This is a genomic window from Mycobacterium sp. URHB0044, from assembly GCF_000620625.1.
GTDB lineage: Bacteria > Actinomycetota > Actinomycetes > Mycobacteriales > Mycobacteriaceae > Mycobacterium.
In genome coordinates this window covers 48,353-62,747 of sequence record NZ_JIAW01000027.1, presented here as the reverse complement: position 1 = coordinate 62,747, position 14,395 = coordinate 48,353, and the positions used below count along the sequence as shown (strand labels likewise).

Annotated in this window: 15 protein-coding genes; 7 read left to right on the top strand and 8 right to left on the bottom strand. The window is 68.1% G+C overall.

Going from position 1 to position 14,395, the window contains the following annotated elements; all coding sequences use genetic code 11:
* Positions 1–160 precede the first annotated feature (160 nt).
* Positions 161–1,075, top strand: coding sequence for a LysR family transcriptional regulator (locus N536_RS0133255; RefSeq protein WP_029117561.1), 915 nt, complete (start codon positions 161–163; stop codon positions 1,073–1,075).
* Here N536_RS0133255 and N536_RS0133250 read toward each other — a convergent pair.
* The gene (locus N536_RS0133250; protein ID WP_029117560.1) at positions 1,062–1,943 is read right to left on the bottom strand and encodes an NmrA/HSCARG family protein; all 882 of its coding nucleotides are present in this window, start codon (positions 1,941–1,943) and stop codon (positions 1,062–1,064) included. The two genes, N536_RS0133255 and N536_RS0133250, sit on opposite strands and share 14 nt — an antisense overlap.
* A gap of 97 nt (positions 1,944–2,040) precedes the next feature.
* On the opposite strand from N536_RS0133250, the gene N536_RS40230 reads away from it, so the two are divergent.
* Positions 2,041–2,511 (top strand): MarR family winged helix-turn-helix transcriptional regulator, encoded by a 471-nt coding sequence (locus N536_RS40230; protein WP_036438473.1) that lies wholly within the window; start codon positions 2,041–2,043, stop codon positions 2,509–2,511.
* Between the two features lie 28 nt (positions 2,512–2,539).
* Here the strand turns inward: N536_RS40230 and N536_RS0133240 are convergent, their stop codons facing one another.
* Complete coding sequence (locus tag N536_RS0133240; protein ID WP_029117559.1) at positions 2,540–3,937, bottom strand: xylulokinase; 1,398 nt, start codon at positions 3,935–3,937, stop codon at positions 2,540–2,542.
* A gap of 79 nt (positions 3,938–4,016) precedes the next feature.
* Here N536_RS0133240 and N536_RS0133235 point away from each other — a divergent pair, with 79 nt between their 5' ends.
* From N536_RS0133235 to N536_RS0133225, 3 genes are read left to right on the top strand one after another with little or no spacing between them, the layout of a single operon-like run.
* Positions 4,017–4,829: a serine hydrolase gene (locus N536_RS0133235; RefSeq protein WP_369798498.1), complete on the top strand. Its 813-nt coding sequence runs from the start codon at positions 4,017–4,019 to the stop codon at positions 4,827–4,829.
* Between the two features lie 58 nt (positions 4,830–4,887).
* Entirely contained in the window at positions 4,888–5,769 is an 882-nt protein-coding gene (locus N536_RS40225) for a DoxX family protein (protein WP_036438470.1), read from the top strand.
* 25 nt (positions 5,770–5,794) lie between these two features.
* Positions 5,795–6,274, top strand: a complete 480-nt coding sequence (locus N536_RS0133225; protein WP_029117557.1) for an RDD family protein — start codon at positions 5,795–5,797, stop codon at positions 6,272–6,274.
* 21 nt (positions 6,275–6,295) lie between these two features.
* Here N536_RS0133225 and N536_RS0133220 read toward each other — a convergent pair whose 3' ends face one another.
* Both N536_RS0133220 and N536_RS0133215 read right to left on the bottom strand, forming a co-directional pair.
* Entirely contained in the window at positions 6,296–7,693 is a 1,398-nt protein-coding gene (locus N536_RS0133220; RefSeq protein WP_029117556.1) for a GntP family permease, read from the bottom strand.
* Complete coding sequence (locus tag N536_RS0133215; RefSeq protein ID WP_029117555.1) at positions 7,690–8,190, bottom strand: gluconokinase; 501 nt, start codon at positions 8,188–8,190, stop codon at positions 7,690–7,692. The genes N536_RS0133220 and N536_RS0133215 overlap by 4 nt, the downstream gene beginning before the upstream one ends.
* 156 nt (positions 8,191–8,346) lie before the next feature.
* Between N536_RS0133215 and N536_RS0133210 the strand changes: the two genes are divergently transcribed.
* Positions 8,347–9,054, top strand: a complete 708-nt coding sequence (locus tag N536_RS0133210) for a FadR/GntR family transcriptional regulator (protein ID WP_029117554.1) — start codon at positions 8,347–8,349, stop codon at positions 9,052–9,054.
* On the opposite strand, the gene N536_RS40220 is transcribed toward N536_RS0133210, so the two are convergent.
* On the bottom strand, positions 9,035–9,550 hold the full coding sequence (locus tag N536_RS40220; RefSeq protein ID WP_051574950.1) for a DUF4333 domain-containing protein: 516 nt from the start codon (positions 9,548–9,550) through the stop codon (positions 9,035–9,037). The genes N536_RS0133210 and N536_RS40220 overlap by 20 nt on opposite strands.
* A gap of 49 nt (positions 9,551–9,599) precedes the next feature.
* Between N536_RS40220 and N536_RS0133200 the strand changes: the two genes are divergently transcribed.
* Positions 9,600–10,484 (top strand): hypothetical protein, encoded by an 885-nt coding sequence (locus tag N536_RS0133200; protein ID WP_029117553.1) that lies wholly within the window; start codon positions 9,600–9,602, stop codon positions 10,482–10,484.
* A gap of 9 nt (positions 10,485–10,493) precedes the next feature.
* Here N536_RS0133200 and N536_RS0133195 read toward each other — a convergent pair whose 3' ends face one another.
* The 3 genes from N536_RS0133195 to N536_RS0133185 form a co-directional block, all read right to left on the bottom strand.
* The gene (locus tag N536_RS0133195; RefSeq protein WP_029117552.1) at positions 10,494–10,823 is read right to left on the bottom strand and encodes a YnfA family protein; all 330 of its coding nucleotides are present in this window, start codon (positions 10,821–10,823) and stop codon (positions 10,494–10,496) included.
* On the bottom strand, positions 10,820–12,745 hold the full coding sequence (locus N536_RS0133190) for a phosphotransferase (RefSeq protein WP_081809494.1): 1,926 nt from the start codon (positions 12,743–12,745) through the stop codon (positions 10,820–10,822). The genes N536_RS0133195 and N536_RS0133190 overlap by 4 nt, the downstream gene beginning before the upstream one ends.
* 139 nt (positions 12,746–12,884) lie before the next feature.
* Positions 12,885–14,393 (bottom strand): carboxylesterase/lipase family protein, encoded by a 1,509-nt coding sequence (locus N536_RS0133185; RefSeq protein WP_029117550.1) that lies wholly within the window; start codon positions 14,391–14,393, stop codon positions 12,885–12,887.
* Between the last annotated feature and the right edge of the window lie 2 nt (positions 14,394–14,395).

The following is a 14,395-nucleotide window of genomic DNA, read 5'->3' as shown; positions in this document are numbered from 1 at the left end:
ACTCGCGAAGATTCCGCCGAGATCTGCACGCGCGTCGTGACTCTGGCCCGAGCGCAACGCTCACGCACACGTCGGCGCACGAGACGCGAGATCTGCACCACCGTCGCACGATCTTGATCGATCACAAGCCATTCGTTCAGCGATCGCGGACAATGCCTGAGTGGACACCCGACGGCTGCAACTCCTGCTCGCGCTATCCCGGATGGGATCGATGCGCGCGGTCGGCGAGGCGTACCACCTGACCACCTCGACGGTGTCACAGCAGATCGCGGCACTGGCAAAGGAAACTGGTACGCCACTGATCGAGCCCGAAGGCCGGCGCGTGCGGCTGACCCCCGCTGGACGCCGGTTGGCCGATCACGCCGTCACCATCCTCGCCGCCGTCGACGCCGCGCGCCTCGACCTGAACCCGGACGCCGAGCCCGCCGGCACGCTACGCGTCGGTGGGTTCGCCACCGGTATCCGGGTCTCGCTGCTGCCGATCCTCGCCGAGCTGGCAGCCACCCATCCCAAGGTCGACGTCGTGATCAGTGAGTACGAACCGATCGAGGCATTCCGGCTGTTGACCGACGACGATCTCGACCTCGCTCTGACCTACGACTACAACCTGGCACCCGCCGCCCCCGGCCCGCTACTGGAAAGCGTTCCGCTATGGGCCATTCCATGGGGTCTCGGCGTGCGCAGCGAGGAACCCGACCGGCCACCCGGCGTCTCGGCCTACGCCGACCGCACCTGGATCGTCAACTCGCGCAACACCGCTGACGAAGACGCGGTCCGCACGCTGGGCGCACTCGCCGGCTTCGCGCCGCGCATCGCGCACCAGATCGACAGCCTCGAGCTGGTCGAGGACCTCATCGTCGCCGAATACGGCGTGGGGCTGCTGCCGGTGGGCAGGCCCACCGGCAGCGGCGTGAAGGTCGTCCCACTGGCCGATCCCACGGTGGTCCTCACCGCATATGCCGTCACTCGTACCGGTCGTGCGACGTGGTCGCCGCTACGTGTGGTGCTGGACCGACTCCGACCACTGCCGGGACCCCTGCCCCGGCCGAGCTGGCCGCGCCCTACCCCTGGCTAACGCTGTAGTTCGTTTCCTTCAACCACGCCTGCAGATTCCAGAGATCCGGATCGATCTTGCGCACGGCGGCGATGTCGGCTTGATATGCGGGCGTATCCGCGAACCAGCGAAACATCTTCTGCAGGTCGTCCTGACCGTCGAGCACCTCGACCGGCAAGGCCTCATACCGCGCCGACAAACCCACGTGTGCGCCGAAGGTGGCGGCGATCTCACCGCCCGTCAGCTCGTCGCCGGCGATCTCGATCGTCGCAGGAACCGCCGCAGGGTCGAGAAGCGCCGCAGCCACGACGACGCCGATGTCGCGGACGGCGACCGTCTGCAACTTGATGCCGTCCGGAACCGGAAGCCGCAGGACGAGTTCGTCACCTTCGACCGTGGGAGCCATCGACAAGAAGTTGTCCATGAAGAACACCGGACGAACGATCGTCACCGACAGGCCACGCCCCAGTAGGTGCTCCTCGACCCGGCGCTTGGAGTCGAAGTGCGGCACGCCGGAGCTGCGCTCGGCGCCTCCGACGGAACTGAACACCACGTGCGGGACCCCGGCAGCAGCTGCTGCGTCGGCGAAATCGACGCCTTGCTGGATCTCACCGTCGATATCGGGGTTCTGCGAGACGCCATACGGGGTCGTCATGAAGAAGAAGGCGTCGACCCCTTGCAGCGCATTGCCAAGCGACGCCGGATTTTTCACATCGATCTGCACGAGTTCCACCCCGCGACTCGCGAGGTTGCGGGCACGTTCCGACCCGGTGTCGCGGACCAGCGCACGCACCGATGCGCCGTGCTCGCGCAGCGCGTCGACGACTGCGCCACCCTGGGCACCCGTCGCCCCGGCGACCGCGATCGTCCTCGTCGTCGATGAAGTCATGTCAAAGTCCTTCCGGTGAATGTACGGTTTAGCCTTAGCCGGCTAACTATCGCCCCGTACAACCCTTAGCCGGCTAAAGGTATTCCGGAAGGTGCGAATGAACCCCCAAAAGACCGGACCAGCCGGGCAGGACCGCGCCCGGTCGGCAACGATCAGCCTGCGGATCTCTGCCGTGGCGCGACTGCATCGCCAACATGCCGGGGCGCTACTCCACGGGCTCGGGCTTTCCGCGGGGCAGGAACTGTTGCTGATGCTCCTCTGGGACAAGGAGCCGCGCACCCAGGCGGAACTGACGCGCGAGATGTCCATAGAGGCGCCAACGACGTCCAAGATGATCTCGCGCTTGGAAAGAGCGGGGGTGATCGTCCGCAATCGATCCGAGGCGGATCGTCGGACCGTCCTCGTGACCCTGACAGACGCGGGCCGGGCTCTGGAGGGTCCCGTCAACGCCGCGTGGCGCACACTCGAGGAGGACACGGTCGGCGATCTCACGGCGAAGGAACAGGACACCCTTCTGGACCTGCTCGGACGAATTCTCGAATCCCTCGCAGCCAAACGCCGGACGTGAATCGCCACCCCCGGCTAGCGCGAAATCCTCACTGCCCCACGGTCAGCGACTGCACGCTGTGGTACCGCTCGACGACATCGGGGGTCGGGTCGGCGGTGTAGGACGCCGTCACCCCGAACGACCACGCCGGCGGCGCATCGGCTCCGGACAGCGTCCACGCCGCCTGCCGCGCCGCACCGAGCGCGACGTACTCGGCGGGTGTCGGCACGTGCACGGGCATGCCGAGAATCGCCGGGGCGATGCGCCGGATCGCCTCCGAGCGGGCGCCGCCACCGACGAGGATCACGCGCTCGACGTTCACGCCCTGCTCGGCGATCCGGTCGATGCAGTAGGCCATCGAGCTCAGCAGGCCCTCTACCGCGGCGCGGGCCACGTTGGCGGGCAGCAGGTTTCGCGTCGTCACACCGTGCAGCGCACCCGCAGCATCGGGCAGGTTCGGCGACCGCTCCCCGTCGAAGTACGGCACCAGCACCAGCCCGTCGGCACCCACGGACGCCGACAGCGCCAGCCTGTCGAGCTCGTCGAAGTCCACCGACAACATCGCCGCGACGGCCGCCAGCACCGGAGCGCCGTTGAGCGTGCACACCAGCGGCAGCTGCCTGCCCGTCGCATCCGCGAACCCCGCCACCAACCCCGATGCGTCGTGCGCGGCGGCGTCCCCGACCGCACTGACCACTCCGGAGGTTCCCAGCGACACGATGCAATCCCCCGGCCCAGCGCCGATGCCCAGCGCCGCAGCGGCGTTGTCGCCGGCACCGGGTCCCAGAACGGCCCCGCCGGCGGTATGTCCAGCCGCCTGATTCGGGCCCAACACCGTCGGCAGATGCGGGTTGCGGCCCCGCAGCGCGAGCATCAGCAGGTCGGGGTGATAGTCGCCGGCCTCGGCGTCGAAGTACCCGGTGCCACTGGCGTCGCTGCGGTCGGTGCGTAGGTCCGCGAGATCGCCGGCGCCGGCCAGCCGCCAGGTGAGCCAATCGTGCGGCAGACACACCGCGGCCGTCGCATCGGCGTTCCTCGGTTCGTTGTCGGCAAGCCAGCGCAACTTCGCGGCGGTGATCGATGCGACCGGCACCACGCCGACCCGCTTGGCCCACTCGTCGGGCCCGCCGAGTTCGGTGACCAGGTCGGCTGCCGCCCCGCTCGACCGCGTGTCGTTCCACAGCAGGGCGTCGCGCACCACGGAACCGCCCGCGTCGAGGCAGATCATGCCGTGCTGCTGGGCCCCGACGGAGATGGCCTCGACGTCGTCCAGGCCACCGGCCGCGGTGATGGCGGCCTGCAGCGCCGACCACCACAGCCTGGGGTCGACCTCGGTGCCCGCCGGATGCGGTGTCGATCCCGAACGCACCGTCTCGCCGGTGTCGGCGTCGCAGACCACCACCTTGCACGATTGGGTGGACGAATCGATTCCCGCGACGAGAGCCACGCTGACCTCCTCGGATGCCTGAGTCGTCTCAGCTTAATGCGAAGCTGGTGCGGTGAGATGCCGGCTCGTCGTCGCCCTGATGGTCGCCGTTGTCGTGACTGCCGCGGTTCCGACGCCCCTCGCGGGGGCGGACTGCGCACCAGAACTGGCACCGTCGGACTGCGACCTACAGAACCGCGTCGCGGCCGCCGACGCGTACCTCGGTACCCGCCCCGGCACGGTGGGCTACGTGCTCCGGGACCGCAAAACCGGTGCGACTTACCGCAATTCGCACGCCGGCGAGCTCGTCTGGACGGCCTCGACCATCAAGCTGGCCATGGTGGTCGACCTGCTCACCCGCCAGCGGGCCGGGACGGTGTCGCTCAGCGCGGACGACCGAAGCCTGATGGCAGCGATGCTGCATTCGTCCGACGACGATGCCGCCGACGCGCTGTGGGCGCGCTACGGAGGTCGCGACCACCAGGCCTTCAACGCCGACTTTCCGCGGTACGGAATGACGGACCTGACACCGCAGCGCGGATTCAGCAACATCTTCCCGTACTGGGGTTTCCAGAAGTCGACGGCCAACGACCTCGACCGGCTGATCAACTACGTGCTCACCGCGCTGGATCCCAGCGACACCGCCGCCATCGTCGATGCGCTGCAACACGTTGCGCCCAATCAGCAATGGGGGGTCTGGGGTGCGGGCCCCGCGATGACGCCGGGCAACAAGGACGGCTGGTCACTGGAGCAGGGCGGCTGGGTGGTGAATTCGGTCGGTTTCGCGGGAGGAGGCCAGCGGTACACGCTGGCGGTGATGAACTCACTCGGCGGCGCCGGCGGCTACGACGACGGCGTGGCCACCACCACCCGGTTGAGCCAACTGCTGCTGCAGGGCCGCGACGCCGGGTAGCCGAGTACGCCCATCGGTGATGGGTTTGTGACCACGTAGGCCTGGGAATCCTGGCGCCATGTTGATCAGACGAATCGCCCGTCCCATGCTGGCCGCCACCTTCATCGGGCGCGGCGTGGAGGCGTTGCGCAGCCCCAAGCCGGCTGCGGACGCTGCGCGCCCCACGCTCGAAGGTCTGGCCAAACTACCCGACCCCGTGGGGACGAACGTTCCCACCAACGCCGAAACCGTGGCACGCGTGAACGGCGCCGTGCAGATCGGTGCGGGACTGTTGCTCGCAACCGGCCGCCTGCCCCGGTTCGCCTCCGCGGCACTCGCCGTCAGCGTCGTACCAGGAGGCCTTGGCGGACATACCTTCTGGACTGAGACGGATCCCGCGCGCAAGGCAGACCAGAGACGTGCCTTCATGGCCGACGTCAGCCTGATCGGCGGGTTGATCATCGCGGCGGTGGACACCGAGGGCAAACCCTCGCTGGGCTGGCGCGGACGCCGGGCCGCCCGCAAGGTGTCCGGCGCAGTGGTCACCGCACTGCCCGTCGGCGCCGCGTCGGGTGGCGCGCTGGCCGACAGCGCCCTTGCCGAAAAACTCGGGCACGGACTACAGGTCGGAGCCGAACGAGGCCGTGAGTTCGCGCATCTCGCGCTGGAACGGGGCAGCGAGCTCGCCGAAGTGGCCCGCGAGAGGGGCTCCGAGTTGGCCGACGTCGCGCTCGAGCGAGGCTCGGAGTTGGCCGAGGTAGCACGCGAACGCGGACCTGAGATTGCCAAGCTCGCACGCGAACGCAGCGCCGAACTGGCCAGCGTCGCACGCGAACGCGGGCCCGAATTCGCTGACGCCGCCCGCGAACGTGGACCCGCGATTGCCAAGTTGGCGCGCGAACGCAGCGCCGAGCTGGCCGACACGGCCAAGGGCGAAGTGCGCAAACGCCGCTCGCGGTAGCCTGTCGCCAGCGTAGATTGACCGCATGACTGCTGGCGGTTACGACCCACAACCCGGTCCGATCGATGGGCCCTACTCAACGCACGCCGAGCCGGGCGGCCTTCTCCCCCGGTTCCTCGCTCGCCTGATCGACGGAATCATCGTCGGGATCGTGGGCTACATCGTGGTGTTCGCACTGCACTTCCAGTCGAACATCATGATCACCGGATTGTTCACCGGGCTTCTGACCTTCGCCTACTTCCTTGCGTTCGAGGTGACCCAGGGCTGGACGCCCGGCAAGAAGATCCTCGGCCTCAGCGTGCACGGACCGGGCGGCTCCGCCAAACCCGATGCGCGCCAGTCGGCCATCCGCAATGCCTTCACGCTGTTGTCGATCATCCCCTTCGTCGGTGGCCTGCTTGCCTTCGTCGCGATGATCGTGATCGCCGTGACGATCAACGGCAGCCCCACCAAGCAGGGCAAGCACGACGAACTCGCCGGCGGCACCCAGGTCCTCAAGGGCTGAGCAGGCCCGGCGCGAGCCGGGTCAGATCACCAAGTCCAGGAGCAGGACGACGATCAGTCCGCTCACGGATAGCACCGTCTCCATGATCGACCAGGTCTTGATGGTCTGACCGACGCTGAGGCGGAAGTACTGGTTCACCAACCAGAAGCCGGCGTCGTTGACATGGGAGAAGAACAGCGACCCGGCGCCGACGGCCAGCACGACGAGTGACGTCTGCCCGGTGCTCATACCTTCGACGAGACCGACCACGAGCGACGATGCGGTGATGGTCGCGACCGTCGCCGAACCCGTGGCGAGGCGGATGAGCACGGCCAGCAGCCATGCCAGCACCAGCACCGAGATGCTGACGTCCTCGGCCCACCGGGCGAGCAGCGTGCCGATGCCGCTATCCACCAGGACCTGCTTGAAACCGCCGCCGGCAGCGACGATGAGGATGATGCCGGCGATCGGCGGCAGCCCCGACTCGACGCACTTGGTGATCTGGTCGCGGTTCATGCCCGCGCCACGGCCGAGCGTGAACAGGCCGACGATGACCGCGATCAGCAGCGCGACGATTGGCGTACCGAGACCGTCGAAAATTACCCGGAACCACTGGTTTTCGTCCTCGATGAAGATGTCGACCAGCGCCTTGCCCAACATCAGGACCACGGGCAGCAGCACGCTGAACAGCGTGACGGGGAACGACGGCCTGCGGAGGTTCTCGGCGTTGGCGAACTCATCGGCGTCGAAGGTGTCGGGGGCACCGACGACGACCCATCGTCCCGCCAGCTTTCCGAACAGCGGGCCGGCCACCACGATCGTCGGTATCGCTACCGCCACGCCCAGCGCGAGGGTGATGCCCAGGTCGGCACCCAGCAGGTCGATCGCGGTCAGCGGGCCGGGGTGCGGTGGGACGAAGCCGTGCATGGCCGAAAGGCCTGCAAGAGCGGGGATTCCGACGGTGATGAGCGACAACTGCGACCGGCGCGCGACGAGGTAGATGACCGGCATGAGGAGAACGAGGCCGATCTCGAAGAACATCGGCAGACCGATGATCGCGCCGACCAAGGCCATTGCCCATGGCAACGCCCGCGGTGACGCGTGACCGACGATGGTGTCGACGATCTCGTCGGCACCGCCTGAGTCGGCGAGGAGTTTGGCGAACATCGCACCGAGCGCGATGAGAATGCCGACACCCGCTGCCGTCGTACCGAATCCGGACGTGAACGACTTCAACACCGTGGTGAGGTTCTCGCCCGCTGCGAAACCGACCGTCAGGCCACCGAAGATGAGCGCGAGGAACGGATGCAGCTTGACCACCGTGATCAGCACAACGATCACGGCTATGCCTGCGAGGAACGCCAGGATCAGCTGCCAACCGGCGGCTACCGGCTCCGCGAGTTCGGGGGCATCCGCCAGGAAGGCGACTCCGGTGTTCATTCGTTCTCCTGTTCGGTCAGCGAAACATATTGGTCCACAATGGAATCGATGTTCTGATCGACGTCGATGGCGACGCCGTTCTCGTCGGCCGCCAGGGGCTCCAGCGTCTCGAACTGCGACGCGAGCAGCGAGGCCGGCATGAAGTGTCCTGGCCTGCTGGCCTGCCGCCTGCCGATCACCTCGGGCGTTCCCGAAAGGTGGAGGAACTCGACGTCGGGGCAGTGCTCACGCAGCTGGTCGCGGTAGGCGCGCTTGAGGGCCGAACAACTCATCACGCCACCGCCGGGATGCTGGGCCAGCCACTTGCCGATCGACTCCAGCCAGGGACGCCGGTCGTCGTCGTTCAACGGGTGACCGGCGGTCATCTTCGCGATGTTCGCGGGAGGATGGAAGTCGTCGGCGTCGGCGAATGGGACACGCAGACGCTGCGCCAGCGCCGCGCCGACGGTCGACTTGCCCGAGCCGGACACGCCCATCACGACCACTGGTGACGCCACCGCTCCACCTCCCCGGCATGCCTACCCACTTGGCGGACGCCTTACCCGCTTGTGCTTGCCGTCACATAGTTTGCATCAATGATCTGATCATTGCAAGCAGATCCCACAAAGATATGTTTTTAATAACGTTAGCTGCGGGTATGACAGGATGTATGCGTGGTGCCGCAAGCAAACGTCAGCGCTCTGCACGAGAACGTGCTGACTGCGCTCGGCGCCCAGATCGTGTCTGGCGGCCTACTGCCGGGCCAGGTGATCACGCTCGACGACGTCAGCGTCCAGCACGGCGTGTCCCGCAGCGTCGCGCGCGAGGCCATCCGGGTGCTCGAATCGATGGGCATGATCGCCTCGCGGCGCCGCGTCGGCATCACCATCCAGCCGTCCGCGCAATGGAACGTTTTCGATCCCAGGGTGATTCGCTGGCGCCTCGAATCCGGCGACCGAGCGGCCCAGTTGATCTCGCTTTCCGAGCTGCGCCGCGGCTTCGAACCGGCCGCCGCGGCCTTGGCCGCGCAGCGTGCCGACCCGCACCAGTGCCGCATCATGGCAGCCGCGGTGTCGGACATGGTGATGCATGGTCGGTCAGGTGACCTCGAGTCGTATCTCTTGGCCGACAAGGTCTTCCACCAGACCCTGCTCGAAGCCAGCGGCAACGAGATGTTTCGCGCCCTCAACGGTGTGGTGGCCGAGGTTCTGACCGGCCGCACCCATCACGGGTTGATGCCGGAGACCCCGAACCCGGTGGCCATCGCGCTGCACGACGAGGTCGCCCGCGCGATCCGGCTGCGTGACGACGCCGGTGCAGAACGGGCGATGCGCGCCATCATCGACGAAGCGAAGGACGGCGTCACTCAGACGACAGATTGAAGTTCATCGTTAGCCCCGACACGTCGGTCACCCGCACGGTGCGGCGGGCCTTCCCTCCGCCCGCGTCGACGTCGCAGCGCGCCGTCGCATCGACCTTGCCCTCCAGGCCCGACTCGCACGCGACCGAATCGACCCGGTCCCCCACGTTCTCGGCGACGAGACCGGCGACCGCCTTCTCGAGCTGCGCCTGCGAGAGCGCCGGCGTCAGTTCGTAGTCCACCGTGATGCCATCCACCCGGGTGACGGTCGCGACCGGCTGGAAGCCGTTGGCCGCACTCATCGCGACGTCGCACCGGGCCGTCCTTCCGATCTCGCCGACCAGATCCTCCTGACAGACAACCGATTGCGGTGGATCACCCGCCTTGGCGAGCCGGTCGGCGACGTCGGTCTGCAACGTCTGCCGGGACACGACCGGTGTGCCGGGACTGTCCGTGGATGCGCTGCATCCGGCGACCGCCGCGACGACCATCACCGCGCCGATCACCGTCCACCTCATGGACCGGACCCTAACAATCCAGCGGCGCGCGTGATGATTGACTGCAGAAGTGACCAGGACACCGACGACCGCGCGGCGACTCTTCGACCGCTTCGAGCCGGTCCATGCACTCACCTACTTCTCCCCGGAGGCCCGGGCGGCCTACGAAGCCGCCGGCTTTCGTGGTTTCTGGGGCGGTTACTTCGCCGCCCGCTCCGCCCCGCTCGGGTTGGTGCCGCCCGAGGTGGTCGCCGCGATCTTCTACAACTTCTCGGCGTCCCACGTCGCGCAGGCCCTCCCGGCGGCGTGGGAATTCGCCTCGCCCGCCGATGCCCTGCGGGCGCGCGAGACGTCGGCCGTCGCGGCGTTGCGCCGCTGCGGCGTGACCGACGGCAACGTCGAGACGGCCGCAGCGCTGTTGGCGAAGGCCGCCCGCAGCGCGACGCTGGACGGCCGCCCCCTGTTCGCAGCGAACCGGGCCCTGCCGTGGCCGGACGAGCCGTTGGCCGCGTTGTGGCATGCCACCACCCTGCTGCGCGAACAGCGCGGTGATGCTCACGTCGCAGTCCTCGCGTCGTTGGGGGTCAGCGGTCGCGAGTGCAACGTGCTGCATGTCGTCGCCGACCGGGTGCCACGGGACTTCATCATGCGCAGCCGTCGGTACGACGAGGACGAATGGGCCTCGTGCACAGCGAAGTTGGCGGCCCGCGGCGTTCTGGACGACACCGGGGCACTGACCGACGCGGGCGTAGCGCTCAAGCAGGACATCGAGGACACCACCGACCGGCTGGCGTTGGCAGCCTTCGACGCACTCGACGACGCGGAACTCGAAGCGCTGTTCCGCAGCCTGACGCCGATCACCCGCACGGTGATCGCGGCAGGAGACATCCCCGCCACCACGCCGATGGGTTTGCGGCGCGACGAGCTCGACGACGACAGCGCGCACTTGGGCTGACCGGCCCCGTCAACGCGGCGCGTACATGATCAGGCCGACGCCGACCAAGCACACCACTGCTCCCGCGACGTCCCAGCGGTCGGGCCGGAAGCCGTCGGCGACCATGCCCCACAACAACGAACCCACGATGAACACCCCGCCGTAGGCCGCCAACACACGGCCGAAGTGCGCGTCGGGCTGGAATGCGGCGACGAAGCCGTACGCGCCGAGCGCGAGCACCCCGACGCCCGCCCACAACCAGCCGCGGTGTTCCCGGATGCCCTGCCACACCAGCCAGGCGCCGCCGATCTCGAACACTGCGGCGAGCACGAACAGCGCGATCGACTTGACCAGCGTCACGACTGGTGGCGATTCCACTCGACCCACCCGACACCGCTGCGGCCATCGCCGGTGGTCACCGTCGCCCAGGCCCGTGGGAAGTGGCTGACCTTGCCGTCCCGCGAGACGAGCCGAACCGGTGCGTGCCCGCGGACGTCGATCGTGGCAGTGAGCCCACCCGGCTCGAGTTGGAGGACGGTGCCCAGCGGTAAGTCGTTGTCGCCAAACGTCTCCCGCGCAGTCACCGCCTCGAGTTCGACGAGCGGCTCCCCCGCCCGCTGCACGTACCCGATGCCCATCGGCGGTATGCCGGGAATGCGCATGTCGACGGCGTGCACGTGCGTGCCGTCGTCGAGGTGCAGCGCGCTCCACACCCATTCCATGCCCCACCAGTCCCTAGACGCCCACGAATGGTCGCGCTGGCCGGGCACGCCGTCGAATGCGTACGTACGGTCGTCGACGGTTACGGTGCCCGTGACCGTGCACGGGATCTCGTAGCGCGTGGTGATGCGGTACTGGTACGGCGTACCCGCGGTGGTCCAGGTGAGGTCCATCGTCACGTCGACCGGACGGCCGGATTCGCCGTGCAACAAGCCGGCCGGGTCGTCGAAGGCCTGCCCGCGCCCACGCAGCGCGACGCGGTAGGTCCGTAGCGGTTCGGACGCGTCGAGGCTGAGATCGATCTCGTCGGTGCTGACGTGGGTGTGGCTCTCGGGCAGGTCGGCCTCCCAATCCAGCACGGCGACGGTGGGCATGTCCGGGCCGCACAGCAAGGCGTTGATCCAGGTGTGACCCTCATTGGGGATCAGCCCGAGCCGGAACCACCCCCCGACGCCTTGACGCTGATCGGCGAAGTCGAAGTACCAGCTCTCACTCCAGAGCGGTTCGCCCGACGCAAGATGCGCACCTTCGTCTTCTGCGTTGGGCTGCAAGGGTTCCGGGGCCGTCGGAGCGGGCAGGATGGTCATCGCGTCGGTGTCGATGACGTGTTGGCAGTGCCGCTCGAGCATCGTCATGAACATCTGGTCGCCACGCTCGGTGCGCGCGACGAGCATCGGCGACACGATCGCCATCACGACGCCGAAGAAGGTCGCCCGGCGCACGCCTTCGCGGACGTCGTCCAAGCTGAGCGGCGAGTCGGGCCCCAGCGCAACGTGATACGCGCGCAGCAGGTCGTCGTAGTGGTCGCGGCGGAGCTGCACCGGTAGTGCGCAGCCGAGGAAGTAGGCGACGTCGGTCTGCGCGGGACCCCAGGTGACCGTCTGCCAGTCGACGACGGTCAGCGGCCGATCGGCGCCCGGCTGCCCGAACAGCATGTTGTCCAGGCGGTAGTCGCCGTGGACGAGGCCCTGCGCGCGACCGGACTCCGCCTCCTGCGCGAGGTAGGCGTCGAGCGTGGCGACGAGGCGTTCACACACGTCACGGTGAGCCGGCGCGATCTGCTCGGAGTAGCGGTCCACGAACCCGGCGTACAGCGCGGCCATCAGTCCTTGATTGAGCGGCGATTCTCCATTGAGCCACGGCGTGTCCGCCAGGGCCGGATCGCCAAGCAGCGGCCCGTGCACGTGTCCCAGCTGGGTGAGCGCGAGAGTGGCCTGTTCGACTGTGGCGCCTCGGATCTCGTCGCCGACCTCTGCCGGCGCGGCGTCGCCCAGCAGCAGGTCGAACGCGCCCGTCTCGGGGTCGTAGGCCGCGTGCCGACACGGCGGGAGGGGCCCCGCGAGGCGTGGCGCAATCTCGGCGTAGAACCGGACCTCGCGTTCGTAGAGGCCCATGGCGAGCCCGGTCTGTCTGCTGCTCTGGTCGGCGGCGGCGACCTTGAGCACGACCGACGCCGGGCCCGTGCCACCGTCTGCGTAGGTCAAGCGCACGCGGTAGCACTCGCTCATCTGTCCGGTGCCGATGCGCTCGACCGTGAAGTCGGTGACGGTGCCCGTTCCCATGACGGACGTCAGCCAGTCGGCGGTCAGGTCGGCAGGGCGTTCGATGAGCGTGGTCGTCTGCGGCACGCGACCAACGTAAGTCACAGCGGCGCGCGATTCCGCGTTTTCGGCCGGCGAGTTGACGGGTGTCAACTCGCGGTCAGTGCGCGGCGAGCGAGAAGCCCTCCCAGGCTTGGCGGCGCTCGGCGTGCGGGTCGTGCTCCAGATGCGAGCGACGGTCGAACACCATGACCGCGCGTTCCGCGGCGGTGTACGCGGGCCAACCCTCACCCGGTACGCCGCTGCGGCTGAAGGCCCGCCACCGGCGTTGTACGTCGTTGCTCACCCGCCGAGCCGAGCGCCGATCGGCCGCCGCAGTGAGCACCGACCCGAACCGGGTTCGGTACACGTCGAAGACGGCGAAGAGTTCGGTGCCGTGGGTGGCGCCCAGCCCCGACCAGTGAAAGGTGCGCGGCGCGTAGTCATATCGGTAGACGTATGTCGGCGCGTGCCGGCCGTGCGCGTCGGCGATCTGCCATGCTGCGGTGCCGAACGCGAAGTCGCCGCCCAGCTGGACGCACGCACTCGGACTCGGATACCCGGGATAGGCCTGCGTGATCCGGTTGCGCATCTCGACATCAGTGTCGGCGAGTAGCGCTTCGATCATCGGCTCCGACGTCGGCAGCAGCTGCAGGAACCGGGTGAACAGCCGCCCTTCGTCCGCATTCGTGCCCACGATCAGAGGGACCCGGTGTGCGGAACCGTCGCGCATGGCCTGAAGCGGATCTTGCGGCAGGTATTCGGTGTCGAAAGTCGGCCCCACGACGAACGCGCCACGCATTTCCTTCATGCCGCGGCGCATCACCTTCTCGAGCGCGTCGACCAACTCCGCGGGTCGCGCCGCCATCACCGCGGCGGCGGCGTCCTGCTGCGCCACGCCGAGGACGCGCGCGAGGTCGGTGGCGAACGCCGCCGCTACTTGCGGGGGCCCCGACATGCCGCTTGCCGGACTCTCCGAAATTGCCCGCGTGAAAAGACCTTTGGCCTCGGGCACGGCGAGCAGTGTGGCGACGGCGTGCGCACCCGCGCTCTCGCCGAAGATCGTCACGTTGTCCGGGTCGCCGCCGAACACCGCCGCGTTGTCGCGGACCCATTTCAGCGCCATCACGAGATCGCGCAAGAACAGGTTGTCCTCGATGGGATTCTCGGGGGTCGACAGCGACGACAGGTCCATGCAGCCCAGCGCGCCGAGCCGGTAGTTCACCGAGACGTAGACGCAACCCCGCCGGGCGAGTGCCGCCCCGTCGAAGATCGGTGTCGCCGAGCTGCCCAGGATGTAGCCGCCACCGTGGATGAAGAACATCACCGGCAGCGGGCCGTCGGACGGCTTCTCCGGTGCCACGACGTTCAGCGTCAGGCAGTCCTCGCCCATCGGCTGGTATTTGCCAACACCCACGAGCGTGTACTTGCGCTGCTGCGGCGCACAGTAGGTATATCCGTGGCAGTACCGGACGCCCGGCCATGGTTGGACCGGCTGCGGCGCGCGCAAGCGCAGCTTGCCCACCGGCGGGCGCGCATACGGCACGGAGCGCCAGCGATGCACACCATCACGGGTGAAACCCTCAATCGTTCCGCTGTCGACGGTGACGCGAATGGTGCGATCGTGCATGA

What these genes read in the sequence shown, in the direction of transcription:
- N536_RS0133250 (WP_029117560.1), bottom strand. Translation starts at nt 1,943, where the DNA reads ATGACTTCATCGACGACGAGGACGATCGCGGTCGCCGGGGCGACGGGT.
- N536_RS40230 (WP_036438473.1), top strand. Translation starts at nt 2,041, where the DNA reads ATGAACCCCCAAAAGACCGGACCAGCCGGGCAGGACCGCGCCCGGTCG.
- N536_RS0133235 (WP_369798498.1), top strand. Translation starts at nt 4,017, where the DNA reads ATGGTCGCCGTTGTCGTGACTGCCGCGGTTCCGACGCCCCTCGCGGGG.
- N536_RS40225 (WP_036438470.1), top strand. Translation starts at nt 4,888, where the DNA reads ATGTTGATCAGACGAATCGCCCGTCCCATGCTGGCCGCCACCTTCATC.
- N536_RS0133225 (WP_029117557.1), top strand. Translation starts at nt 5,795, where the DNA reads ATGACTGCTGGCGGTTACGACCCACAACCCGGTCCGATCGATGGGCCC.
- N536_RS0133220 (WP_029117556.1), bottom strand. Translation starts at nt 7,693, where the DNA reads ATGAACACCGGAGTCGCCTTCCTGGCGGATGCCCCCGAACTCGCGGAG.
- N536_RS40220 (WP_051574950.1), bottom strand. Translation starts at nt 9,550, where the DNA reads ATGAGGTGGACGGTGATCGGCGCGGTGATGGTCGTCGCGGCGGTCGCC.
- N536_RS0133190 (WP_081809494.1), bottom strand. Translation starts at nt 12,745, where the DNA reads ATGGGAACGGGCACCGTCACCGACTTCACGGTCGAGCGCATCGGCACC.
- N536_RS0133185 (WP_029117550.1), bottom strand. Translation starts at nt 14,393, where the DNA reads ATGCACGATCGCACCATTCGCGTCACCGTCGACAGCGGAACGATTGAG.